Below are 25648 nucleotides of genomic sequence, written 5' to 3' on the forward strand. Positions count from 1 at the left end.
CAAGGAAAAAGTACCAAGAATCAATGGAATTAAGAGAAGAAAACCTCATCAATATTCATCATTTTTTGCCTCATCGCAGTCCGATGTTGATGGCAGATTATATTCTGGAGCTTACTCCGGAAAAAGTGGTGACTTCTTTTGAGATTACTCCAGACAATATTTTTGTACACAATGATCAGTTTGTAGAAGCGGGATTAATCGAACATTCTGCACAAACCTCATCATCAATTCTTGGGCAAAGCTTTTTTGAAAATCCGGAATCAAACACCAAAGTAATAGGATTTATTACCAACATCAAAAAAATTGAAGTTTTCGGACTGCCTCAAGTTGGTGACAAGATTATTTCTAAAGCTTCCTTGATTTCGCAATACGAAAACATTTGCAATATTTTCTGTGAAACTTTCCTTGATGATCAGTTGCTGATTCGTACGCAAATCAGTTTGTTTATTCAGGAAATAGAATCATAAAAATTTCAATACAAAATACAGAAGCCGACTTTGAAGTTGGCTTTTTTATTGGCTAAATTCTCGATATATTTGAGAAAATAAAGTTATATGAGCGTAAAAGTAAGATTCTATTCGTACGACATTGAATTTGAGTTCGAAAACTCTGTAGAATTCCCGGTAGCACCACAAGTTGGCGATGAGGTAAATCTGATTTCTTTTTTTAAATATCAAACTTCAGAAAGAATTGAATATTACGAAAACATGGAAGATTTAGGTTTATACAATAATGCCTTGGTTATTGAGCGAACCTGGTGCAACGATCTTGAAAAGAACGAGATTTATCTTTTGATACAGCTGAAATATAAAAGGAGGTAATACATATTAAAGGGATAAAAAAACAAGCAGAAAAATAAATAAAAACAAATCACACAAATGAAATATCTTTTATTCTTTCTTATGATTTCAGTATTTGGTTTTTCACAAAAATTTAGTTTTATATATGAGACTAAATATAAATCGAATACTCAAAAACCAGATGATATCAATACCATTAATATGATTTTGGATTTTGAAGGTAACACATCCATTTTCAGAGAAGTGGAAGACAAAAAAGCTGATTCCGCAAAATTGAATAATGGTAACGGAATGATGAAAATGGGAGTTGAAAACCAATTCTATGTTAAAAAAGATGTATCGAAAAATACAGTAGAAAAAATCATCACTTATTAGGAACCGATTATCTCTTACCAATTGATGAAAATTTAAATTGGAAAATTGCTTCCGAGCAAAAAACAATAGGAAAATACAAAGTTCAAAAAGCCGAAACAAATTACGGCGGAAGAAATTGGGTTGCTTGGTTTACAACAGAATTGCCTTTTAGTAACGGTCCTTATATTTTTGGCGGTTTGCCCGGTTTGATTATTTCGATTCAAGACACCGACAATCATTATTCTTTCAATTTGACAGAAGTAAAAAAAGGTGGAAATCTATTTGATACACGAACAAAAACGGTGAAAATTGACTGGAAAAAATACGAAACTTTAGCAAAATCATATTACAACGATCCCTTCGATTTACTTTCTAAAACCGGAAGAAAAGTTACCATGACCGATGCTAATGGAAACAAAGTAGACATTACAGAACGTATCAAAGTAATGCAAAATTATATTCAAGAAGAAGATAATCCATTAGAATTAAATCACAAAATAAATTATAAATAAAGGCTGTAAAACAAAAAAATGAGGCATTTCTGCCTCACTTAAAACAATTTATATTAATGAAAATTAATATCCAAAGATTTCTTCTAACGTCACTTCTTTAAACTGTCCCATTTTGTTGATCGATTCCATTTTCAGGTTTTCTCTTTTCCCGATAATGGCTGTATTGTAGCTCAATGGTTTAATTTCTGTATTGTAGAAACCAGTCAATTGAGGTAATGTCAATGACTGAATTTCAGAATAAACATCTTTTCTGATATCGTAATCAACTCCCAGTTTTTTAAGAGCCATTTGATTGTAGAAAATATTTGTTCTGTTGATTCTGTTAGATGCAATTTGCTTTAAAGCCGATCCTTTAGAATTCTCAAACTGAGCAGGAATTTGTGGGAAATCTGCCATCAATTCATTCATTGCATTTACTGCTAAAGGTAATTTATTAGACTGTGTTCCGATGTAATTGGTTACATAGTTCGGATGGTCTTTTTCATTTGCTGTAGCATAAGAAACGTAAGCAGAATATGCCAAAGATTTACTCTCTCTGATCTCCTGGAATACGATCGAAGATAAACCTCTACCAAAATATTCGTTGAAAACATTGGCTTTACCGAAGTTGGCAAGATTTACATCGCTTCCTTTTGCAATTTTAGACATTTCCATTTGTACCATGTCGTAGTTGGCAAAATAAACAGTTCCTCCTGTTGCAGGTTCTGCATATACTTTCGCTTTTGCAGGCTGTAAAGTTGCGTTTGCAATAAATGGTTTTACCGCTTTCTCAAGATCTTTCTGGCTTTCTCCGTAAAGGAAAACTTCGTAAGGATAATTATTTAAAGTCTTGATCTTCGACATCAATTCAGTTACATTGATATTCTGAAGCCTTTCTTTAGAAATAATATCAGTCATTCTGGAGTCTTTCCCGTATTTAGCATAGTTAGAAAGCGCTGCCATAATTCTGTTCTTGTCTTTCTTAGCAACATCTCTAGATTCAAGGATAGTCTTTACCGTTTGGTTGTAAATTGTCTGATCTGCTTTTACGTTTTTCAACCAGTGATCCAACAATTCTACCCCTTTTTTCATATTTCCTTCAAGACCGCTTAATGTAATAAAAGTTTGATCATTAGTCGTTCTGAAGCTGTTTGAAATTCCTAATTTGTAGAACTCTTCTTTTAATTGCTCTGGCGTATATTTATCCGTTCCTAAATACTGTAAAACACTTACTCCTAAAGAAAGCTCTTTATCGTTATCTGTTCCGAATGGGAAAATATAACTTACCTGAGCAACTTTATTGTATTTATTATTCACGAAACTTACCTTTTTATCTTTGATCTCAGTTGTCGCAATAGCAGTTTTGTAATCAACAAACTGAGGTTTTATTTCTGCAACTTTTGTACTTAAAATATCTTTAAGGAAAGGCGATTGCGCATCTCTGTTCAGTTTAATTGGTGTAATTCCTGGGTTTTCTACACGAACCAATTTATCATTCACCCCTTTCTCTTTGTAGATTACAACATAATTATCTTTAAAGAAATCATTTGCAAATTTTACAATATCAGATTTTGTAATTTTCTCAAACTGGTTAATTTCGTCAAGTTCCTGCTCCCAGGTTCTTTCACCAATATAAGCTCCGTAAAGCGTTGTTGCCAAACCATCTGCAGTTTCCCAACCTTTCATACGCTGAACTCTCATATCGTTTACGATAGCTTTCAGCATCCATTCCGGGAATTCTCCTTTTTTAATTAAATCAATCTGAGCAAAAAGTAATTTTTTCGCAGCATCAAAACTCTGTCCATCTTTCGGAGTTACATACATATTAAATGAACCGTATGTTTTTAAAGGTGAAGCATAAGCTCCCGCTCCTAAAGTCGCTTGTTTTTGATTAATGTTAAGGTCGATTAATCCTGCATCACCGTTGTTGCTCAAGATTTCACCTACCATTGTTGCCAATCTAGCCTCTTTAGTTCCGTTAGAATCTGTTCTCCAAGCGATTGTCATTCTTGGTGTAGATGGGCTTTTTACAGTTCTTGTTACAATAGAAGTCATTGGTTCTTCTGAAACCATTTTCTTCATTGGCAATTCTTTGTATTTGAATGCTCCGAAATATTGATCAACTAATTTTATAGTTTTGTCGAAATCAAGATCTCCAACCAAAACTACTGCCATGTTATTAGGAACATAGTAGGTATCAAAATATTTGTGGATCGCCTCCATTGAAGGACTCTTCAAATGTTCTGAAGTTCCTATTGTCGTTTGCTGACCGTTTGGATGTTTCGGGAAAAGAGCATCCATTAATGCGTAATTTACCAAACGTCCGTCGTTATCTTGAGCTCTGTTGAATTCTTCATAAACCGCTTCCAATTCTGTATGGAAAAGTCTTAAAACCAATTCAGAGAAACGCTCTTTTTCTACTTTAAGCCATTTTTCAAGCTCGTTTGCAGGGATGTTATTTTTATAAACAGTTTCATCCAACCAAGTATGAGCATTGGTTCCTGTTGCTCCTAAAGATGAAATTGCTTTGTCGTATTCGTTGGCAATTGCATATTTTGAAGCTTCCTGAGAAACCTCATCTATTTTTTTATAAAGTGCTTTTTTCTTTTCAGGATCTTTTTCTGCTTTGTGCTGTTCATAAAGATCAGAAATTTGCTTTAAAATAGCTTTTTCTTTTGCCCAATCCTGAGTTCCCAAATGTGAAGTCCCTTTGAAAACCATATGCTCTAAGTAATGAGCAAGACCGGTATTGTCGCTAGGATCATTATTAGAACCTGTTCTTACCGGAATATAAGTCTGAATTCTCGGTGCATCGTCATTCTTAGCAAGATATACTTTCAAACCATTTTTCAAAGTATACACTCTTACTCCTGACTGGTCATTCTTCACAGTTTCGAAGCTGTAGCCTTGAGCATCCGTTTGTTTCTGCGTTTCAAATTTTTGTGCAGCAGCGTGCAACATCACAAAAAGAGAAAGAGAAATAAAAATTTTCTTCATATGAAATTAATTATTTTAATAACATTAGTCTTTACAAATTTTGTTTCGTTACAATTCGTTCACACAATAAAACAACCTCACCCACGTTTGATATATAATTTAAAAATCTATACTATGAAAAGAAAACTTTTAAACATTTTTACGATCTCTGCAATTATTACAACAATCAGCTTTCTTATGGATGGTGATGTAAAAGAACCAAGCATGACAATGCGTTTTACAGAATTTTTTGCAATGATGACGATGCTATTTTTGGTAATATCAGCAATATATCTTCCGATAAATTCTTTTACAAAAAAACTTCAGAGAAAAAAACAGAATTATTTTTTCATGATTATATGATTAATTATCATATATTTATTTTATTAAAATAAAACCCAAATGGAACAAAAAATTAAAAACTTCAAAGAAATTTTATTTCTTTTCTTACTTTTTTCTCTTTCTCTTATAAGCTGTAGAGAAAATGACTCGATTCAAGCTGAAAATAAAGAAATTGTTCAAAAATTCCAATTTTTCCAAAAACAAGGAAATACTTACACTAAAGGAGCTCAATCAATGTCTGACCAGGAAGCCTTTAGAGCTCTTTACTATTATTATTACATTGATAACCCTAATAAATTTCTTGATTTTAAAGATTTAAGCCGACCCCATATCGATTTCAGGTATGCTTCTCAAGTTTTTATTGACGAAGATTCTACACGAAAGGTACTTTATCCTTTTATTGAGGATGGTTATGTATCAAATATTATAGTTGCTTCCGTAAGTAAAGAAAACGACAGAATTTCCTTCTATTTTCCTGAACAGGATGAAGATGTAAAGAATGCTATAGCCAGATTTTCTGAGACATATCGAAGTCCGGGATTTGATCTCGAAGATCCAGCTCTTATTGAACCAGTTGTTATTCCGACTCCTCCTAAACGAAATTATTATTTAGCACCAACTGAGCCTTTTAACCCAGGTTTCCCACTACCCCCTAGTGGTGGTTGTGGAGTTTATAACAATTGTGGTGGAAGTGGCGGAGGTGGCGGAGGTGGATCTTCTATACCACCACCAACAAATACGATTACACCACCACCGCCACCTGAGAAACCAATAGCTGATATAAAGAAATTTTTAAGCTGCTTAAATATTAATCAATCTGCCAATTTAAAAGTATATGCACAAACAATGCAAAGTTCACCACCTGGTCATGCTTTTATATCAATTACTCAGGGGAATAATATCATGGTTTTTGGATTCTATCCTTCAAATGGATTTCCTCAAAATATTAATGGACCAAGTACTTTCGCCAACGATGGAGGACATGCGTTTACTCATTCATGGAATATAGGAACAATTTCTCCGACACAATTACAACAAATTATAGCTGTAGCACATGCCTATTCTTCATACACTTACGATGTCAGTTTTACCAATTGTGCTGATTTTACACTCACAGCATTAAGCTATGCTGGAATTAGTACAAATACTAATGGAATTGACACTCCAAACACTGTAGCCAATTTAATTGGCGGTTCACCAACAAATGGAACAGCTCCATCAACAAATAGAACATGCAATTAACAATGAAAATTTTTAAATTAATATCTATTGTTTCATACATGATGATCTGCAGCATAGACTCAAAAGGATTTCCAATTTTTGTTCTATTATTAATATACTTAGTAGATTTTTTTCAAAGTTTTACCTATAATAACTTAGAAATTTCATGGAATTCTTTTATTACTTGCATATTGACCATTGGCACTCTTAGCGTTTTTTTGAAATGTCGAAAGTATAAGGATAAATATCTGTTAATATTTTGTTTTATATCATTATTACTATCAACAATCATATATACAGGAATTTTAAATCCTTCCAATTATTATTATCAAAATCAATCACTAAAATGGTTTGCGATACCTTTTTTTGTATTTGTATTAAGTTCTTTATCTCTTATTATTTTAAACTTCAAAAGAGTCAAAAATTAAAAAATTTCAACCGTATAAACTTTAATTCCTTTTTTATTGTTAGAGCGCCGAGAAAATCTTGGTGCTTTTTCATTTTAAAATATTTCAAAAAAATAGCACAATCTTATGTCCTGCATTTTTATTATTTTAGCCAATTAGATTTTAAAGATAATTAACATCAATATTTTCGGGTGAAAAAGCAAGATCTTCCTCAGGACGAAAGTAATTTACAGTCAGCAAATATGACCGAAGTGTTGTACGTGACTGATGAAAATGACAATTACATCACAGCAAACAGCATTGGTTGGGATGCCAAAAAAGCAGCTCTCGAAGAATCGATGGAGCTCATTAATGAACGCATCGAAGAAGCAAAACAAAATGTGGCAAACAATTTGGTAAGTCCTATCGTCTATTTTATGGAATTAAATAAAATGGATGTACAAGTTTTGGCAGCTTACGTTAATATGTGGCAATGGACTGTAAAAAGACACGCAAAACCCAAAACTTTCAAAAAACTCAGCGATTCTACCCTCAAAAAATATGCGGATGCATTTGGCATTTCGGTAGAAGAATTAAAAAATTTCAACGGCAAATAAAAAAATGAAGATCAATTTTGAACACCACCAAACTGCACATTGCGAAAACGGTGTTGCCTCCAATCTACTTCTCAACAGAGGTTTGAAACTCAGCGAACCAATGATCTTCGGGATCGGTTCAGGTCTGTTTTTCGTATATCTTCCTTTTTTGAAAGTTAATTTTGCTCCGGGTTTTAGTTACCGTCCGATGCCGGGTGCTATTTTCAGCAAAGCAGCAAAAAGACTGGGAATTAAAATTAAAAGACAAAAATTCTCAAATCCTCAGGAAGCACAAACTGCTTTAGAGAAAAATTTAGAACAAAACATACCTACAGGTTTACAAGTTGGAGTTTTTAACCTTACTTATTTCCCTGAAGAATATAAATTCCATTTCAATGCCCACAATTTGGTTGTTTACGGAAAAGAAAATGGGAAATTCCTGATCAGCGATCCTGTAATGGATTTCGCAACCACTCTATCTGAAGCTGAGCTTGAAAAAGTACGTTATGCAAAAGGCGCACTCGCTCCAAAAGGTCATATGTATTTCCCAACTCACATTCCGGAAAATATAAATCTGGAAGAAGCCATTAAAAAAGGGATAAAAGATACCTGCAAAAATATGTTGGCTCCCGTTCCTTTAATTGGAGTGAAAGCAATGCGTTGGGTTGCAAAAAGCATCCCGAAATGGGCAGAAAAGAAAGGTACGAAAGTAACCAATCATTATCTCGGTCAATTGATCAGAATGCAGGAAGAAATCGGGACCGGCGGTGGCGGATTCAGATTTATTTACGGAGCTTTTTTACAGGAAGCCGCTGTGATTCTTAAAAATGACGAATTAAAAGAATTGTCCAAAGAAATTACTGCAATCGGTGATCTTTGGAGAGATTTTGCGGTGGATATTGCCAGAGTTTACAAAAACAGAAATTCGAAAAGTAATATTTATAATGAGCTTTCAAAATCAATGCTTCATATAGCCGATTTGGAGGAAGCTTTTTATAAAAAACTGAGAAAAGCGATTTAGTTTGGAACATATCATCGAAATAAAAAACCTTTATAAGAAATACAAAAATTCGGAAGAATTTTCGGTAAATGATATTTCTTTAAATATAACTAAAAACGAGATCTACGGAATTCTCGGTCCCAACGGAGCGGGAAAAACCACCTTGATTTCTATGCTTTCAGGTTTAATTAAACCTACTTCAGGAAGTTTTACCATCAACGGATTATCGCCTAGAAAAGACAGTTCGAAAATTAAACAAATCATTGGCGTTGTTCCACAGGAATATGCGCTCTACCCTACTTTAACAGCGAAAGAAAATCTTTTGTTTTTTGGAAGTTTGTATGGTTTAAAACATAAAAATCTTCACAAAGAAATCGATGAAGCTTTAGAATTAATGGGCTTAACAAAATTTGCCAATAAAAAAGTCGACCAGTTTTCCGGAGGAATGAAACGCCGTTGCAATCTGATTGCAGGAACACTTCACAACCCGAAAGTTTTGTTTTTGGACGAACCGACCGTTGGTGTGGATGTTCAGTCAAAAAAAGCCATAATCGATTATCTTTTAGATTTAAATAAAAAAGGAACCTGCATTATTTACACTTCGCATCACCTTTCTGAAGCGGAAGAATTCTGTACAAAAATTGCCATTATCGACCACGGAAAGATCCACGCGACAGGAACACCGGAAGAGTTGGTTGAAAGGGTTGCCAATGCTGAAAACCTTGAAGATGTTTTCATTTCATTAACCGGAAAAGAATTGAGAGATGTTGTATAAATTGTGGAGAAGTTTCATCAAGGAAATTCAGTTGTTGAAGAGAGATTCAGGTGGAATTGTCATTATATTTTTAATGCCTTTGCTTCTGATTATTACGATTACTTTAATTCAGGATTCTACTTTTAAAAATCTGGAAGGTTCAAAAATTCCGATTATTTTTATTGATAACGATAAATCTGAAATCTCTAAGAATATAAAGCTGGAATTGCAACGCAGTAAAACCTTTGATTTATTGACCAATTATGACGAAAAACCTGCACAAAATGCCGTTTTTTCAGGTGATTATCAAATGGCAATCGTCATTCCGGAAAACTTAACGAAAGATTTAAATTCAAATATCGATTCCAAAGTTCAGACCATTGTCAGTTCATTTGGCTTGGAAGCCGATTCAACTGCGACAAAAGCTGTGGCTTCAAAAACCAAAGATATCCATCTCTATTTCGACCCTGCAACCAACGCAGGTTTCAAAAATTCGGTGATGAATGCCATTAATAAAATGGTTTTTGAAATCGAGAATAAAAAAATATACAAAGCCTTTCAAGACCAACTAGGAACAACCGAAGATCTTGAAAACAAAAGCTTGATTACTTTTAAAGAAATCACCCCGAACAAAGGCAAGGAAGAATTAATGCCAAATTCAGTTCAGCACAATGTTCCGGCTTGGGCATTGTTTGCGATTTTCTTTATCGTCGTTCCGCTTTCCATTAATTTAGTTAAAGAAAAAAGTCAGGGAACGAGTGTGAGAGTTCGTGTGAGCCCGACTCCTTATTACATTCATATTTTAGGAAAAACATTTACGTATCTCATCATTTGCATCATTCAGTTTTTATTGATGGTTGCAGTTGGTGTTTGGCTTTTCCCTTATATGGATTTACCACAATTTGATGTGACCGGAAAAATGTTCCACCTCATCATTGTCACTCTTTTTGCAGGATTGGCAGCGATTGGATTTGGAGTTTTATTAGGAACAGTTGCCGATACTCAGGAACAATCTGCACCTTTTGGAGCGACTTCTGTAGTTGTTTTGGCAGCGATTGGCGGAATTTGGGTTCCGGTTTTCCTGATGCCAGAATTTATGCAAAAAATCGCCGCATTTTCTCCGATGAATTGGGGACTGAATGCCTATTACGATATTATTTTAAGAAACAGTGGACTTGGCGAAATTGCTAAGGAATTGATTTTCTTATTTTTATTTTATATTGCAATGGTTACCATCTCATTACTATACGAAAGAAAACAAAATGCAGTTTAACCACTAAGAACACAAGGATTTTTCACAAAGAGCACAAGCAGTAAGATTAAGGATTATTTGCGTCCCTTGTGAAAGCCATTGTGCCCTTTGTGGTAAAAAATATTTAAAATTAAACAAATATAAGAACACAAATAATATGAATGAAAATGAGATTTCAAAAGTTATATTTGATGCAGGATTGAAAGTTCACCGTCAACTTGGAGCTGGGCTTTTGGAAAGCGCATATGAAGAATGTCTGTACTTTGAATTAAAGAAATCGGGATTACTGATAGAAAAACAGAAGCCAATGCCATTAATCTATGAAGATATAAAACTTGATATTGGATACAGGCTTGATTTTTTGATTGAAAGAAAAGTTGTTGTAGAAATAAAATCTGTAGAATCATTAAATGATATTCACATCGCTCAAATTCTAACCTATTTAAAGCTAAGCAATTGCAAATTAGGTTTGCTTATTAATTTTAACTCCGTTTTATTTAAAAATGGTGTTAAGAGATTAATCAACGGCACAATTGACTAATTTTATTAGGAAAAATGATTCTAAAATTGTGTCCTTTGTGAAAAACTTTGTGCCCCTTGTGGTTAAAAAAAGAAAATAAAAATGCAGTCTAAAGATTTAACTTGTACCGAGGAAGTTCGCGTACGATTCAACGAAACAGATCCGCTTGGAATTGTTTGGCACGGTCATTATATCGTGTATTTTGAAGATGGAAGAGAAGCTTTCGGAAGACAGCACGGCTTAACGTATCTAGATATTCAAAAAGCAGGATTTGTAACACCAATTGTGAAAAGTACGTGCGAACATTTTCTTCCTTTAAAATATGGTGAAACCTTCAATATTGTAACCACTTTTGTAAATTCTGTTTCCGCGAAGTTGATTTATAAATACGAGATTTTCAACCAGGAAAATCAACTCGTTTGTTCAGGAGAAACTATTCAGGTTTTTTTGGATTCTGATAATAATTTATGTTTGTACAATCCTGAGTTTTTTCAAACCTGGAAAGATAAAATGGGTTTATGAGGAAAGAAATTTACATTACAGATTACAACTGCGTCACGCCTCTTGGTTTTGATGTAGAATCAAACTGGAAAGCGCTTTTAGATGGAAAATCCGGTGTAGCTTTGCATCAAGTTAGCAATAACCTTGAAGCTTTTTTTGTTTCTAAAATTGATTCTGAAAAATTGGAAAAGGAATTTAAGAGATTCTTCGACTCCGCTAAGAATGATAACTTCACGAGACTTGAAAAAATGTTTTTGTTGAGCTTAAAACCATTAATTGAAAGACATCAGATTTCAGATGAAACCGCTTTTATTCTTTCAACAACAAAAGGAAATATCAGTTTATTAAAAAATAAAAAAGACTTACCTGAAAGCGTTTACCTTTCCAATTTAGCTCAAAAATTAGCTGATTTTTTTGGATTTAAAACTAAACCAATTGTTGTTTCCAACGCTTGTGTTTCCGGAGTTATGGCAATTTCTGTTGCAAAGAATATGATTCAGGCAGGAAAATACAAAGATGCTTTTGTGGTTGCAGGAGACGAGATTTCTGAGTTTGTAATTTCTGGTTTTAATTCATTTCAGGCAATTGGAAGTGAACCTTGCAAACCCTACGATAAAAACCGCAACGGAATTAATTTGGGCGAAGCAACCGCGGCAATGTACATTACTAGTCATTGCGAGGAACAAGGTGACGAAACAATCTCAAACGAAAAATTTAGATTTAAAGTTTTAGGAGATTCAGCAATCAATGATGCCAATCACATTTCTGGACCATCAAGAACTGGCGACGGATTGTTTGCAAGCATTCAAAATGCAATGAAAGAAGCAAAAGTTTCAGCAGACCAAATCGATTTTATTTCCGCTCACGGAACAGCAACACTTTACAATGATGAAATGGAAGCCATTGCTTTCAACCGAATGGAACTACAAAATGTTCCATTGAACAGTATGAAAGGATATTACGGGCATTGTTTAGGAGCTTCAGGTTTATTGGAAAGCATTATTTCTATGGAATCTTCTTTACATAACACGTTGATTCCATCTAAAAACTTTGAAGAAATGGGAGTTTCTCAAGATTTAAATATTATTAAAGAAAATCAACCTGCAGAAATCAAATATATTCTGAAAACAGCTTCGGGTTTTGGTGGATGTAATGCAGCAATTGTTTTGGAGAAAGCATAAAATAATTTTGTAATTTTGATAGAATTAAAGTTTTAGGAAATGGAATCTACTTTAGAAATCAGAAAAAGAATTCACGAATTCATTGATATTGCAGATGAAAGAATCTTACGTATTATCAATGGAATTATTGATGCTGAAGAAGAGGTAATTTCAGAATCAAATCCAACTGTTCCGGAATGGTTTTATGATGAATTAGACAAAAGGAGAGAAAAACATCTGAAAGGCGAGACGAAATCCTTTTCTTGGGAAGAGGTAAAAGAAAGGTTGATGAAAAATTATGGTTTATAAGTTAATTTTAAAACCCGAGGCTGAAAATGATTTAGGAGAAGCAATTGAATATTATCAAAGTAAAAGAAAAGGTTTAGGTCTTAAATTTTTAAAATGTGTTCAAAAGTTCTTTGACAGAATTACCAAAAATCCGCTTCATTACCCTTTAAAGAGTAATCAATTTCGTGAGGCATACATTCAAAAATTTCCTTACATTATCATTTATGAAATTATAGAAAACGAAATTGTGGTCTTCTCTGTTTTCAACACCTACCAAAATCCAGAGAAAAAGCCTTAAACTTTTTAAACTTATTAATGAAGAAAACAGACATTTGCACCATAGAAAATTCAAAAATGATTCTCAACAACGAAATTATTTTTGAATCCCAAACAGAAAACTTTTCAGATTTTGCGAAAGAAGCTTACAAAAGTTTAGAACTTAGTTATCCTAAATTTCATAAAATGGATAATCTGAGTAAACTCGCTTTTCTTGCTTCTGAAATGATTTTGAAAAACGATGATAACAGCAAAACAGCCTTAGTTTTCGCTAACAAATCCTCAAGCTTAGATACCGATTTTAAATATCAGGAAAGCATCAATTCTCAGAAAAATTATTTCCCAAGCCCTGCTGTTTTTGTATACACTTTACCTAACATTTGTGTCGGTGAAATCAGCATAAAACATAAAATGCAGACCGAAAATGCTTTTTTCGTCTTGGAAGAATTTGATGAAGAATTTTTAAACTCATACGCAGAACAAATTCTACAATCAGGAAAAGCCGAAAAAGTCTTATGCGGCTGGGTAGAACTATATCAGGAAAGTTATAAAGCTTTTGTATATTTGCTAACTACGTAATTTAACAATATAACAGTATAACAATGTAACAATAATATTCAGTCTTAATTGGTAAACTGGTAGATTGATACATTGGTAAATTAAAAAATATGGAAGATTTAAAATTAGAATTAAAAACAAAAATTATAGAAGTCCTTAATCTTGAGGACGTTGCAGTAGAAGAAATCAAAGATACAGACCCGTTATTCGGTGGCGGTCTTGGATTAGATTCTATCGACGCTTTGGAATTGATCGTGCTTCTTGACAAAGACTACGGAATTAAATTATCTGACCCTAAAAAAGGAAAAGAGATCTTCCAATCTATCGAGGTGATGGCAAAATTCATCGAAGAAAACAGAACAAAATAAATTAATATACCAATGTATCAATGTAACAGTCTAGCAATTGGTAAACTGTTACATTGATACATTGTTACATTTGCAAAAGATGAGTCAAAAAATTGCCATTACAGGGATGGGCATTATTTCCTCCATTGGTAACAATGTTGAGGAAAATTTTATTTCGCTAACAACTGGTAAACACGGGATTTCAGACATCGAAATGTTTGAAACACGTCATGCCGGAAGTATCAAAACTGGTGAAATAAAATTATCTAATGAAGAATTGATACAGAAACTTCAGCTTGCTGAAGATAACAACGTAACAAGAACCGCTTTGTTAGGAATGATTGCCGCAAAAGAAGCTGTAGAAAGTGCCGGAATTTCGGATATTAATGAATATAAAACCGGACTCATTTCCTCAACCAGTGTTGGCGGAATGGATATCACCGAAAAATATTTCTACACTTACGAAGATTTCCCTGAAAAGCAAAAATACATTGACTCTCACGATGCCGGAAATTCATCTTTGGCTATTGCAGATTTATTAGGTCTGAAAGGGATGGTTTCTACGATTAGTACGGCTTGTTCATCTGCAGCAAATGCAATTATGATGGGTGCAAAACTCATAAGAAATGGTGTTTTGGATCGTGTAATTGTCGGCGGAACAGATTCTCTTTCAAAGTTTACTCTGAATGGATTTAATACCTTAATGATTTTGACGGATTCTTACAACACGCCTTTCGATAACGATAGAAAAGGTCTAAATTTAGGTGAAGCCGCCGCTTTTATTGTTTTGGAATCTGATGAAATCGTGAAAAAAGAAAACAAAAAAGTTTTAGCCTATCTTTCAGGATATGGAAACGCCAATGATGCACATCATCAAACCGCTTCTTCGGAAAACGGACAAGGTGCTTATTTAGCAATGGAAAAAGCCTTGAAAGTTTCAAGTTTAGATAAAGAAAACATCGATTATATCAACGTTCACGGAACAGCAACTCCGAATAATGATTTGTCTGAAGGAATTGCAATGATTAGAATTTTTGGTGAAAATAAAGTACCTGAATTCAGTTCTACAAAAGCATTTACGGGTCATACTTTGGCTGCTGCTGCAGGAATTGAAGCAGTTTATTCGATTTTGGCAATGCAGAATAATATCATTTTCCCAAATCTTAATTTTAAAACCAAGATGGAAGAATTTGATTTAACTCCGGTAACTGAACTCAAAGAGAAAAATATCAATCACGTTCTTTCCAATTCATTTGGATTTGGAGGAAATTGTTCAACCTTAATCTTTTCAAAATCGTGAGTGCAGTTTACATCAACAGTGCAGCCTGCATCTCAGTTCAGGACACTCTAAACGAAAACTTTTTCCAAAATTTAAAACCTGAAAATTCAGTTCAGATTTTAAAAGCAATTGAGCCGAATTACAAAGAATTCATTCCGCCTGCAGCAAGCAGAAGAATGTCTAAAACAGTAAAAATGAGCACCGTTGCTTCTCAATATGCATTGAAAGAAGCCGGAATCGAAAAACCCGACGCCATTATTGTCGGAACAGGAATGGGCTGTTCGCAGGATTCTGAAAAATTTCTAAAAAATGTTTTGGAAAATAATGAAGAATTTCTCACGCCGACATTTTTTATTCAGTCGACTCACAATACGGTTGCTGGTCAAATCGCTTTAGGTTTGCAATGTCACGCTTACAATTTCACGTATGTGAACACTTCTTCGTCTCTGGAATTTTCGTTTTTGGATGCAAAATTGCAGATTAATGACGGTGAAGCTTCAACGGTTTTGGTAGGTTCTACAGACGAGCAAACCGACAGAACAATGGAATTGTATAAGCTCAACAGTACCATTAAAAAAGAAGAAAATTTTCCCGTTGATTATATAAATTCAAAAACCGAAGGTGTTATTTGGGGTGAAGGCGCCAGTTTTTTTGTCTTAGGAAAAGATAAAACAGAAAATTCTTACGCGCAACTAAAAGATATTCAATTAAATAATAAATTAGATTTAGAAGAAACCCAAAAGTTTATTGAAGATTTTTTGTCTAAAAACAATCTGAAAAATGATGAAATTGGTGCTGTTATTCTAGGATTCAGCGGAGATGCAAAGTCTGATGTTTATTATCAAAAAGCAATGGATTTATTTTCAAATTCAGCATTGTTGTATTATAAACATTTGAGCGGAGAATTCAATACGGCAAGTGGTTTTCCGACGTTTATGGCTTGTCATATTTTGAAAGATCAGGAAATTCCGGAGGTGATGCTGATTAATGATTTGAAGAAAAAAGAAATTAAAAATATTCTTTTATATAATCATTTGGGTGGAAATGACCATAGTTTGGTTTTGTTGGAAAAGGCTTGATTTCATTCAGCAAATTAAAACAGTCTCTTTGTCATTCTGACGAAGGAAGAATCTCAACTTTATCATTTAGATTCTTCATTTCGCTTCGCTACATTCTGAATGACAAAACAGAGGGCAACAAGGAGAACCAATAATTAAAAATAAAGATGAAGCATTACCCATTTATCCTATTTTATCTTTTCTGCAACGTGTTTATTTATGCGTTTCAAGGAAGTTTTTGGGTATACCTGTTTTTGTTTTTAGTATTTTCAGCAGTTGTAGTTTGGGGTTCTTTTGATATTCGGTTAGGATATTTTGTCAATAGTTTTACGCATAAAAGAACCAAAATAAAAGAAGTTGCTTTGACTTTTGATGATGGACCTACAGAATTTACACCGAAGTTTTTAGATATATTAAAAGAAAATAACATAAAAGCTAATTTTTTCTGTATCGGAAAACAGATTGAAAAATATCCCGAAACTTTTCAGAGAATTATTGCAGAAGGTCATACGATTGGGAATCACACGTTTTCACATTCAAATAATACAGGTTTTTTATCAACTCAAAAAATGATTGAGGAAATTGAGAAATGTGATGAAATGATATTGAAAGTCGGAAATCTAAAAACCGATTTGTACAGACCACCTTTCGGAGTTACCAATCCGAATATTGCAAAAGCAATCAGGAAAACTCAGAAAAAAAGCATTGGCTGGAATGTACGTTCTTTAGATACAATCACAGAAAATGAAAAGAAAATCTACAAAAGAATCACGAAAAATCTAAAAAAAGGAAGCATTATTCTTCTTCACGATACTTCGGAAAAAACGTATAATGTTTTGGTAGATTTATTGCTATTTTTGAAGGACAAAAAGTATTCGACTTTTACGGTTGATTAATAATTTTTTAATCGCAAAAGTCATAAAAGTTTTTGAACACATTAGTTATCTGAAGTTATAGATTCGCTGTATTAGAAGAACACATAAGTTTTAAAAATCTTTGATTTTCATCTTTTGCGAACTTTTTTAAACTAAAAGTATAATAATCTTTTGTGCCTTTTGTGGTTAAATTTAAACAATAAAAACAATGATTAAAAATATAGCTTTAAGCACATTTTTATTAATTTCAAGCTTCTTTTTTGCACAAAACACAGCAATGTCGGGAGCGGAAGCAAAAGCATTTGTAACTAAAGTTTCATCGGAAACTAAAGAAATAAAAACTTTACAAGCCGATTTTGTTCAAACCAAAAAGATGGATTTTTTAGATAAAAGCATTATCACGTCCGGTAAAATGTCCTTGAAATCACCGAATATATTGAGTTGGAAATACACAAAACCCTATCAATACAGTATTATTTTTAAGGAAAATAAAATCTTCATCAATGACCAGGGAAAAAAATCTTCGGTAGATGCAAAAAGCAAAACTTTTGAAAAAATCAATAAACTGATTGTGGGAAGTTCAAACGGAAAAATGTTCAGTGACCCTGAATTTGCAGTTGCTTACTTTAAAAACGGAACTTCAAACATCGCAAAGTTCACTCCGAAATCTGCTCAATTATTGAAATATATTAAGCAAATTGAGCTTCATTTCCCTAAAAATCAAACGACAGTTTCGCAGGTCAATATGACAGAAGCTTCGGGAGATACAACGAATATTGTTTTCAAAAACACAAAAATCAATGCGCCGATTCCTGCTTCAGAGTTTTCTTTATAGTCTGTTTTTTTTACTGTTTGTTTCCTGTAAAACGTATAAGCTTATAGATGTAAAACCAGTTTCAAATTCTGAAAAAACAGTTGAAAATCTATACTTTTCTTCCAACGAAGATTATGTTTATAAATGTCAAATGGATATTTATAAAAATCACGTCAGCGGAATTTTAATTATCAAAAAAATCAAGGAAACAACCCATCGTGTCGTATTAACTTCAGATTTTGGAAACAAACTGATTGATTTTGAAGTTTCGGAAAATGATTTTAAACTGAATTATGTTCTTCCAGATTTAGATAAAAAAATCGTCATTAATTTTTTAAAAAGTGATTTTCAGGAACTTTTAAGACAAAAATATCCTGTGAATGAAAGTTTTGAAAATGAAAATTCTAAGATTTATCTTTCAAAAATTGAGAAGAAAAACTATTATTTATTTTTCAACAAAGAAAATAACCTGCTCAAGCAAATCATTTATACAAAGAACAATAAGGAAAAAATCGATTTTAGTTTTGATGCAAAAAAACATATCTTCGCAGATAGTTTGAATCTTCAACATAAAGATTTCAAAATCAATATAAAACTATTTCAAATCACTGAAACTGAATAAATAATGCAAACCATTCTTACAGATTTTTATACTTTAAAGTCCTCTGAAAAAGCAGAAAACGGAAGTTTTGTTGCGAATATTTCTCTGAATAAAGATCACGATATTTTCAAAGGACATTTCCCTGGAAACCCTGTAACTCCAGGAGTTTGTATGATGCAGATTGTGAAAGAACTGACTGAAGAATTTACAGGTAAAAAATTGTTTCTAAAATCAGCTTCCAATGTAAAGTTTATGGCCATTATCAATCCTTTTGAAACGCCGGATTTAACGCTGCAACTTGATATTAACGAAGGCGAAGAAGAAATTAAAGTAAAAAACACCACTTCTTTTGGCGAGACTATTGCATTAAAAATGTCGGTAAACTATAAAAAATAGACCTTATGAAACTGATCTTCTCGTTTTTGACCGCTTTTTTTCTATTCTTTCAATTTGATCTTGATGCTTTAAGAAACAGCTATGAAAAGGCCAATTTGTCAACTGCAAATACACAAAGTTTCATTGATATTGCCGAAAAACAAACTGGTTCTGATGCCGTAACAAATGGTTACAAAGCTGCTGCGAAAATAATGGAGGCTAAAATTGTAACCAAAAACAGAAAAGCCCTCGTAAAATCCGGAGCAACAAGTCTTGAAAGCATTATTAAAAGCAATCCGAATAACGCAGAATTGAGAGTTATAAGAATGAGCGTTCAAGAAAATATCCCGAAAATTGTAGGTTATAGAGGAAGCTTAAAAGACGACAAAGCTTTTCTTTTAAATAATTACAGCAAACAAAATGCAGCGCTGAAAACCTACATCAAAAAGTTTGCAGCCCAGTCTAAGACAATGACAGACGCAGAAAAAGCAATGTTAAAATAAAACAATGACCCTTCCTGAAGTACAAAATGCAATTTCCGAAAAGAAAATCTGTGTTTTAATTCCTACTTACAATAACGAAAAAACTCTGAAAAGAGTAATTGACGGCGTGTTAGAGTACACCGAAAATATTATCGTTATCAATGACGGCTCTAACGATTCTACTTTACAGATTTTAGAAAAATATTCGATTACGGTTATTAATCTATCAGAAAACAAAGGAAAAGGAAATGCGCTTAAAACAGGTTTCAGAAAGGCAAAAGAAATAGGCTACGATTACGCCATAACCATCGATTCAGACGGGCAACATTATCCCGATGACATTCCTGTTTTTGTAGAAAATCTGTTGCAAGAAAACGAAGATGTCTTACTGATTGGAAACCGAAATATGTCGCAAGACGGGATTCCGAAAAAAAGCAGTTTTGGAAACCGTTTTTCTAATTTCTGGTTTTGGTTTGAGACCGGAATCAAGCTTGAAGACACCCAATCCGGCTATCGTCTTTATCCTTTACATAAAATTCCGAAAAAATATTTTACTCCAAAATTCGAGTTTGAAATTGAAATTATCGTAAGAACCGCCTGGAGGCACATTCCTGTAAAAAATGTTCCGATAAAAGTTTTGTATGACCCTGCAGAAAGGGTTTCGCATTTCAGACCGTTCAAAGATTTTACAAGAATCAGTATTTTGAATACGATTTTGGTGACCATCACTTTATTGTATATTATTCCGAGAAATTTTGTGAATAATTTCAAAAAAAAAAGCTTTAAAAAATTCATCAAAGAAGATGTTTTGGAAAGTGACGGAACCAATCGTATTAAAGCTTTTTCCATCGCACTTGGCGTGTTCATCGGACTTTCTCCGTTTTGGGGATTTCAGACTTTGTTGGTGATTTCTTTATCAGTCCTTTTCAAATTAAATAAAGTATTGGCATTTGTAGCTTCCAATGTGAGTTTGCCGCCGTTTATTCCGTTTATTATTGCTGCATCACTCTTTTTGGGAGCGCCTTTTGTTTCAGGAGATTCTAATCTTTTGAGTCAGGATTTAAATTTCGATTTGGTAAAAAATAATCTGCTTCAATACATTATCGGAAGCTTTATTTTAGCGACAACAATTTCTACCGTTTCGGGAATTGTTGCTTTTCTTTTTCTGAATAAAGTGAATCCTGAGAATAATTGATTTTTTTTGGGCAGCTATTTCCGCCTTCCACTCCCAATCTTTTTTGCCAAAGCTTTTCCCAAAACAAAAAAAGGATTTCCGCTCAAGTCGGGCTGCAAAATTCAACACAAAAGAAAAGTTAATGAAAAAAACAATATTTGTCCTTCCGTAGGAATCTCAAATAACATGTTTTAGTTATCTCAATTTTCTCAAAGTCTTCTTCAAATATCTCTCCACATTTTCTTTGTCGGGAATTGTCGTGATTTCTTTCGTCAAAGCTTTTTCAAATTCAGTTTTTGCTTTTAAATATTCTTTTTGTTTAAAATAATATTTCCCGGATTGATAGTAAACCAACCAAAAATCAGGATTTAAAGACTGATAATGTGGAATAAAATCATCGGTAAGAATCATATTATCCGAATCAATTGCACTTTGTATTTCAGAATGAGCAAATTTAAACTCTTCATAATTTTCAAAATCCTGAGAATTCACGAAAGGATCTTTCGCAATATTTAATTCTGACTTTGCAAATTCACCGCTTTTTAATCTTCTATTCGAGAAAATTTCATTTAAATCATAGCATACAAATTCGCCCAATTGATAAGGATTTGAAGACACCCAAACCAGTTTTTTCTGAGGCGAAAAAATCACCGCATGATGCGCTAATAACTGATTAATCGCTTTTTCATTTCCATAACCGATTTCTTCGTCCTTCAAACCTGATTTATCTCTTAAAATAGAAGCCATTTTTTCAGGATTCAGTTTTTTATTTTCCTGCAAAAGTTCCTGAAGTTTTTCGTAACGGTATTCGGAATGGCTTTCTAAAATTTGTTTTTGATTCCTTTTATCATTTTTATAAGCTTCCGATTGGAAATGATTGGTGCAAAAAACCTTACTCGTATTTTCAACTTTGTAAACCCCAAAATTATTCGGTGAAACCTCAATAATGACTGCATTTTTATCATTAGCACTTCCCACTAAAATAGATTCTGATACGAAAACTTTTCTCTTTTTTGCAATTGCAATCGCTTCGTCAATAGTTGTAGCATATTGCAGAATTTCCCTTGTCACAAACGAAATCGGAGTTTTCGCCGTCAATGGAATTTTAGATTTCCCGGCGTTAATCGTTACTGTAATCCCTTCTTTATTCATCCCGGAAACTACGCCAATCATTCCCGGCCAACTTACTGATAGATATGGAATTCCGTATTCGGGTTCTACAAATTCTATTAATTTATTTTTTGTAAATTCATCACCGACATAAAAGTCGAAATTTCTACCGATTAATAAATTACCATCTTCCGTATTTTCATTCCAAACCGCAAGCGAAGTGCAACCAACAACCATTAAATCCTGCATTGCATGACCAATATCGTGCGCTCCGTGCAAATACATTGCTCTTCTGAATTTTGGAGCAATAAAATCATATTTATCTGATGAATATTGAGATAAACCGTACAATTCAGCCTGAAAATCTTCACGAATATTCAGATACATTTTTCGGTTATACCATTTCAGGAAACCTCTCAACAATTTTTGCTTGAACTTTGAAGGAACAAAACCTTCTACTTTAGAAAAGAAAATTTCTTCCTGTTTCTGCATTAAATCCTGCGTTAAAGCCCCATTGTTATAGCCCAACTGTAAAGGATTTCCTTTGATGTACAATTCCCAAAGCTGTTGTTTATTTTTGGTTAAATAATTTTGATTAAAACTAAAAGTAGAATCATTGATTGTTATTACTTTCGGTATTTCTAAAGAATATTGTTTTACATCCGGAATGTGTTTTATGGATTTTCTGACACCGCAAGAAGTAAGATTCAGTATAAGAATAAGACTGAAAAAGAGAAAGATCAAACGCCTGTCATTTCGACGAAGGGAGAAATCTATTACAAATATATTAGATTCTTCATTGCGCTTCGCTCTATTCAGAATGACAAAAGTGTGTTTAAATTTCATTATTATTTTTAATCATTTGTGTCAAACGTTCATCAATTTTTTCCTTTCCTAAAATTTCTGCACAGGTGTTGAAAGCTCCGATTGTACAACCTAAAATTCCGTGCATATTCACTGATTGCCCTGTTAGAAAAAGATTATCAATCTTTGTACGTGGAGAAACCATTGTTTTTAGAGGATTTTCTGAACTTTTCATATATCCGTACATATTTCCGTCAAAACTTCCAATATAATCGCGATAAGACAAAGGAGAAGAGGTATAAATGTTTTTAATTGAATCTCTTAAATTCGGTATTTTCTTTTCCAAAGCATCAATCATTTTTTCTGCTTTTTCAAACTTGAACTTTTTGTATTGTTTTCCTCTTTCGTGTTCTTCAGCGACAGTATTTACTGTGGTTTCCCACGCTTTAACCTCATCAAAATCCATATAAGAAATGGCAGTTAAGCTTTCTGCAAATTCAGAATGATGTTTTGAAGGCGTAGAAGAAAGCATATAAGTTTCCGGCCACGATTTTTTCTCGTAACAATAGGCATTCCAGACTAATTCGTCGGATGAATAATGGTAAATATTATAATTGAAATTGGGAATTGTCTGAGGTTTTAAAACCAAATAAACACTGAAACAAGACGAAACAGGTTCCCAACTTAAGACTCTATTTAAAAAAGATTTTTTCAATCTTTCTTCACCGATCAATCTAGTTAAAGATCGAATTTCAATATTTGAAATAAACTGTTTAGCGAAATATTCTTTTCCTGATTTTGTTTTTACCGAACTTAAAACATTGTTCTCGTTAAAAATGAATTCTGAAACTTCTGAATGTTTATGAACATCAGCTCCATATTCTCTTAATTTCCGGATCAAAAGTTTTGAAATCTGGCTTCCTCCTTTCACGCATTTGTAAGCACTTTGAATGTAAGAATTCACCGTTAAAGCGTGAACATAAAACGGAATGTTTTCAGAATCACCTGCATACAAAAAATTGGAACCCAATAAAACAGATTGCAATTTCTTATTCTGAGTAATCGATTCGACGAATCTTTTGGTATTTAAATGGAGAATTTCTTCACTATAACTATCTTTTCCAATCACATTATATCTGGGAAAGTGATTGCAAACACGCTGAATTTCTTCACAATAATCTTCTAAATTCTCTCTTTCTTCAGGAAAATATTTTGATAATTGTTCAACAAAATTTTCATAACCCTGAGCGTGCGGATATTCAATTTCATCGTCTCCGAAAGTGATTTTATCGTAGCCATTTTCATCCATTTTCTGGAGCTCTAAATCATCGATTATTTCCAGGTAAGAAAAAAACTGATGCAGGTTTTGCCCTTTTGAAAGCCCACCCAAATAATGAACTCCGGTGTCGAAAATTAATTTATCACGGGAAAATGTCTGTAAATTTCCGCCATATTGATTGTTTTTCTCCAAGACACAGACTTTTAAGCCTTCTTTAGCCAAAATAAGCGCCGAAACAAGACCTCCTATTCCGCTTCCGATAATCAATATGTCGTATGTTTTTTTCAAATTCTGATTATAGTTTTAACGGCAAAAGGTACAAAAGTTTATCAAACTGTTTAGAATAATGTGTCTAAAAATATTTACGAAAAACTCAATTTATATTGCATTATTTAAACGCAAAGGACACAAAGATTTTTTTAAATTATTGAAAATATTTTTTGTTCGCAAAGGCGTTTCACTTAGCAAAGGAACAGTACTCTATAATCCTGTTTACCAAAAACTTACAATACATTAATTTAATAGATGTTTTAATCTTTGGATCTTTAAACTTTTACTTTGGCTCCTGTATTATTGAATTGCAAGCAGCCCGACTTGAGCGGAGCTCTTTTTGTGAAGCAAAGCGTAACAAAAAAGCGGGAGCGGAAGGCGGAAATAGCTGCCATAAAAAATATTAAACTGCTATTCAACACTGTCAAATAACCGCCTTAAAAGTATAGAAAATTAATCAATATCGTCCCAAAAATCGAAATAGTTGAACCATTGAAGTGGATATTTCTGAATCATTGATTCAAGATTTTTGGTGTATGAGTGTAAAAGTCCTTGTGCATCGCGTTTTTTGACGTTTTCAGCGACTCTTGCATACAAATGATAATGAAGATTTTTTTCTTTCATAACGTAAACATACACCACAGGAACACCCAATCGGGAAGCAATAAGGAAAGGACCTGCCGGAAATTTAGCACTTTTCCCAAGCAAATCTGCTTCAAGGAATTTTGAACCTTCAAAATAACGATCGCCAGTAAAACATATCAATTCGTTTTTAGACAAGGCTTCGTTGATGTCGAAAATATGCGACATATCGTCTTTTACGTAAATGAATTTGATGTTGCTCTGTTTCACAGAAACGCTTTCGAGATACTCTTTAATGACTGTAACTTCCTGATCTGTTGTCACTAAATTAATTTGGCAATCAAAATCAATTTCTGCAAAAAAATGTTCTGCAATTTCGAAATTCCCGATGTGTGCGCTGATCAAAACGCCACCTTTTTTTTCGGCTAAAAGATTTCTGAGATTTTCTATTCCGTCGAATTCGTAGGTGTATTTATTTCTTAAACCAGCTGAAATAGCAGTCTTATCAATTAAAATCGTTCCGAAAGTAAAATAACTTTTAAACAAGGAGATTTTTGTTTTCCAAAAACCGTAATTGAGTCTTTTCTGGAAGTAATATCGATAATATTTGTTGCTCTTTTTTTCGAATAAAAAATAGTAAAAAGCAACAAAATAAAGAACAAAATAAGAACTTCGGATCCCAATATTTCTAATGCACCAAACGAAGATTCTGTAACCTAAAATGGTACCTTTAGATTTTCCTTTCCACTTGTTCATAGTATTAATTTAACAATGTATCAGTCTAACAGTGTAACAATATTTAAAACATTGGTAAACTGTTGAATTGTTATATCGTTACATTTTTTTGAGTAAATTTTTAATCGATAGTTATGCGTTTTTTTGAGCGATTTTGTTTTCTATTGTCGAGTAGAAATCATCAAAAGTGATAATATCTTTAAAGTCTGTTTCGCCTAATTTTATTCCAAAATTAGATTCAATTACCACCACCAAGTCTATATAATCTAAACTGTCTAAGCCCAAAGTTTTCTTGAAATGGGCATCATTACTGATCTCGTCACCATCTACCTCAAACTCATTGATTAAAAAATCATTAGCAATGGCAACAATTTTTTCTCTTTCCATG

General features: G+C 33.1%; 30 protein-coding genes. 25 read left to right on the plus strand and 5 right to left on the minus strand.

Translation table 11 applies throughout. From position 1 onward, the window contains the following. Nucleotides 1–23: 23 nt before the first annotated feature. The 4 genes from BUR17_RS10245 (at nt 24) to BUR17_RS10260 (ending at nt 1666) form a co-directional block, all read left to right on the plus strand. Nucleotides 24–467: an ABC transporter permease gene (locus BUR17_RS10245; protein ID WP_074230302.1), complete on the plus strand. Its 444-nt coding sequence runs from the start codon at nt 24–26 to the stop codon at nt 465–467. Nucleotides 468–554: 87 nt separating this feature from the next. After that, nucleotides 555–821 (plus strand): hypothetical protein, encoded by a 267-nt coding sequence (locus BUR17_RS10250; RefSeq protein WP_074230303.1) that lies wholly within the window; start codon nt 555–557, stop codon nt 819–821. Nucleotides 822–878: 57 nt separating this feature from the next. Next, nucleotides 879–1175, plus strand: coding sequence for a hypothetical protein (locus BUR17_RS10255; RefSeq protein WP_143747566.1), 297 nt, complete (start codon nt 879–881; stop codon nt 1173–1175). 44 nt (nt 1176–1219) lie between these two features. Further along, the gene (locus tag BUR17_RS10260) at nt 1220–1666 is read left to right on the plus strand and encodes a GLPGLI family protein (RefSeq protein WP_262484509.1); all 447 of its coding nucleotides are present in this window, start codon (nt 1220–1222) and stop codon (nt 1664–1666) included. Nucleotides 1667–1729: 63 nt separating this feature from the next. Here the strand turns inward: BUR17_RS10260 and BUR17_RS10265 are convergent, their stop codons facing one another. After that, nucleotides 1730–4642: a M16 family metallopeptidase gene (locus tag BUR17_RS10265; RefSeq protein WP_074230306.1), complete on the minus strand. Its 2913-nt coding sequence runs from the start codon at nt 4640–4642 to the stop codon at nt 1730–1732. A 114-nt stretch (nt 4643–4756) separates the two neighbouring features. Here BUR17_RS10265 and BUR17_RS10270 point away from each other — a divergent pair, with 114 nt between their 5' ends. From BUR17_RS10270 to BUR17_RS10370, 21 genes are all read left to right on the plus strand, one after another. Beyond that, nucleotides 4757–4984, plus strand: a complete 228-nt coding sequence (locus BUR17_RS10270; RefSeq protein ID WP_074230307.1) for a hypothetical protein — start codon at nt 4757–4759, stop codon at nt 4982–4984. 39 nt (nt 4985–5023) lie between these two features. Beyond that, nucleotides 5024–6205, plus strand: coding sequence for a hypothetical protein (locus BUR17_RS10275; protein ID WP_074230308.1), 1182 nt, complete (start codon nt 5024–5026; stop codon nt 6203–6205). A 577-nt stretch (nt 6206–6782) separates the two neighbouring features. After that, complete coding sequence (locus tag BUR17_RS10280) at nt 6783–7187, plus strand: helix-turn-helix domain-containing protein (protein ID WP_074230309.1); 405 nt, start codon at nt 6783–6785, stop codon at nt 7185–7187. Nucleotides 7188–7191: 4 nt separating this feature from the next. After that, nucleotides 7192–8187, plus strand: a complete 996-nt coding sequence (locus BUR17_RS10285) for a BtrH N-terminal domain-containing protein (protein WP_074230310.1) — start codon at nt 7192–7194, stop codon at nt 8185–8187. 1 nt (nt 8188) lies between these two features. Beyond that, complete coding sequence (locus BUR17_RS10290) at nt 8189–8941, plus strand: ABC transporter ATP-binding protein (RefSeq protein WP_074230311.1); 753 nt, start codon at nt 8189–8191, stop codon at nt 8939–8941. Beyond that, a complete protein-coding gene (locus BUR17_RS10295) occupies nt 8931–10193 on the plus strand; it encodes an ABC transporter permease (protein ID WP_074230312.1) in 1263 nt (420 codons plus the stop codon). Before BUR17_RS10290 ends, BUR17_RS10295 begins: the two co-directional genes overlap by 11 nt. 136 nt (nt 10194–10329) lie before the next feature. Next, nucleotides 10330–10713, plus strand: coding sequence for a GxxExxY protein (locus BUR17_RS10300; protein ID WP_074230313.1), 384 nt, complete (start codon nt 10330–10332; stop codon nt 10711–10713). An 81-nt stretch (nt 10714–10794) separates the two neighbouring features. Continuing rightward, nucleotides 10795–11214, plus strand: coding sequence for an acyl-CoA thioesterase (locus tag BUR17_RS10305; protein ID WP_074230314.1), 420 nt, complete (start codon nt 10795–10797; stop codon nt 11212–11214). Then, on the plus strand, nt 11211–12374 hold the full coding sequence (locus BUR17_RS10310; protein WP_074230315.1) for a beta-ketoacyl synthase N-terminal-like domain-containing protein: 1164 nt from the start codon (nt 11211–11213) through the stop codon (nt 12372–12374). Before BUR17_RS10305 ends, BUR17_RS10310 begins: the two co-directional genes overlap by 4 nt. A gap of 39 nt (nt 12375–12413) precedes the next feature. Continuing rightward, nucleotides 12414–12662: an addiction module protein gene (locus tag BUR17_RS10315; RefSeq protein ID WP_074230316.1), complete on the plus strand. Its 249-nt coding sequence runs from the start codon at nt 12414–12416 to the stop codon at nt 12660–12662. Beyond that, complete coding sequence (locus tag BUR17_RS10320; RefSeq protein WP_074230317.1) at nt 12652–12939, plus strand: type II toxin-antitoxin system RelE/ParE family toxin; 288 nt, start codon at nt 12652–12654, stop codon at nt 12937–12939. The genes BUR17_RS10315 and BUR17_RS10320 overlap by 11 nt, the downstream gene beginning before the upstream one ends. Nucleotides 12940–12956: 17 nt before the next feature. Beyond that, nucleotides 12957–13496, plus strand: a complete 540-nt coding sequence (locus BUR17_RS10325; RefSeq protein ID WP_074230318.1) for a 3-oxoacyl-ACP synthase — start codon at nt 12957–12959, stop codon at nt 13494–13496. An 89-nt stretch (nt 13497–13585) separates the two neighbouring features. Then, nucleotides 13586–13843, plus strand: a complete 258-nt coding sequence (locus BUR17_RS10330; RefSeq protein ID WP_074230319.1) for a phosphopantetheine-binding protein — start codon at nt 13586–13588, stop codon at nt 13841–13843. Between the two features lie 79 nt (nt 13844–13922). Next, complete coding sequence (locus BUR17_RS10335) at nt 13923–15122, plus strand: beta-ketoacyl-[acyl-carrier-protein] synthase family protein (protein WP_074230320.1); 1200 nt, start codon at nt 13923–13925, stop codon at nt 15120–15122. After that, entirely contained in the window at nt 15119–16180 is a 1062-nt protein-coding gene (locus BUR17_RS10340) for a beta-ketoacyl synthase N-terminal-like domain-containing protein (RefSeq protein WP_074231151.1), read from the plus strand. The genes BUR17_RS10335 and BUR17_RS10340 overlap by 4 nt, the downstream gene beginning before the upstream one ends. 146 nt (nt 16181–16326) lie before the next feature. After that, nucleotides 16327–17055, plus strand: coding sequence for a polysaccharide deacetylase family protein (locus BUR17_RS10345; protein ID WP_074230321.1), 729 nt, complete (start codon nt 16327–16329; stop codon nt 17053–17055). Between the two features lie 187 nt (nt 17056–17242). Next, complete coding sequence (locus tag BUR17_RS10350) at nt 17243–17869, plus strand: LolA family protein (protein WP_074230322.1); 627 nt, start codon at nt 17243–17245, stop codon at nt 17867–17869. Beyond that, nucleotides 17835–18470: a hypothetical protein gene (locus BUR17_RS10355; protein WP_074230323.1), complete on the plus strand. Its 636-nt coding sequence runs from the start codon at nt 17835–17837 to the stop codon at nt 18468–18470. The genes BUR17_RS10350 and BUR17_RS10355 overlap by 35 nt, the downstream gene beginning before the upstream one ends. 3 nt (nt 18471–18473) lie before the next feature. Further along, nucleotides 18474–18845 (plus strand): 3-hydroxyacyl-ACP dehydratase, encoded by a 372-nt coding sequence (locus BUR17_RS10360; RefSeq protein WP_143747567.1) that lies wholly within the window; start codon nt 18474–18476, stop codon nt 18843–18845. A 5-nt stretch (nt 18846–18850) separates the two neighbouring features. Further along, complete coding sequence (locus BUR17_RS10365; protein ID WP_074230324.1) at nt 18851–19327, plus strand: hypothetical protein; 477 nt, start codon at nt 18851–18853, stop codon at nt 19325–19327. 4 nt (nt 19328–19331) lie between these two features. Then, nucleotides 19332–20501: a DUF2062 domain-containing protein gene (locus BUR17_RS10370; RefSeq protein WP_074230325.1), complete on the plus strand. Its 1170-nt coding sequence runs from the start codon at nt 19332–19334 to the stop codon at nt 20499–20501. A 174-nt stretch (nt 20502–20675) separates the two neighbouring features. Here the strand turns inward: BUR17_RS10370 and BUR17_RS10375 are convergent, their stop codons facing one another. The 4 genes from BUR17_RS10375 to BUR17_RS10390 all read right to left on the minus strand — a co-directional run bounded on the left by BUR17_RS10375 (nt 20676) and on the right by BUR17_RS10390 (nt 25647). Continuing rightward, nucleotides 20676–22436, minus strand: coding sequence for a C45 family autoproteolytic acyltransferase/hydolase (locus BUR17_RS10375; RefSeq protein WP_084550564.1), 1761 nt, complete (start codon nt 22434–22436; stop codon nt 20676–20678). Then, complete coding sequence (locus BUR17_RS10380; protein ID WP_074230326.1) at nt 22426–23961, minus strand: phytoene desaturase family protein; 1536 nt, start codon at nt 23959–23961, stop codon at nt 22426–22428. Before BUR17_RS10380 ends, BUR17_RS10375 begins: the two co-directional genes overlap by 11 nt. Before the next feature lie 435 nt (nt 23962–24396). Then, nucleotides 24397–25281 (minus strand): LpxL/LpxP family acyltransferase, encoded by an 885-nt coding sequence (locus BUR17_RS10385; protein WP_074230327.1) that lies wholly within the window; start codon nt 25279–25281, stop codon nt 24397–24399. 111 nt (nt 25282–25392) lie between these two features. Beyond that, nucleotides 25393–25647, minus strand: coding sequence for an acyl carrier protein (locus tag BUR17_RS10390; RefSeq protein ID WP_074230328.1), 255 nt, complete (start codon nt 25645–25647; stop codon nt 25393–25395). Nucleotide 25648 lies beyond the last annotated feature (1 nt).

The sequence above is a fragment of the Chryseobacterium scophthalmum genome (assembly GCF_900143185.1).
Lineage (GTDB): Bacteria > Bacteroidota > Bacteroidia > Flavobacteriales > Weeksellaceae > Chryseobacterium > Chryseobacterium scophthalmum.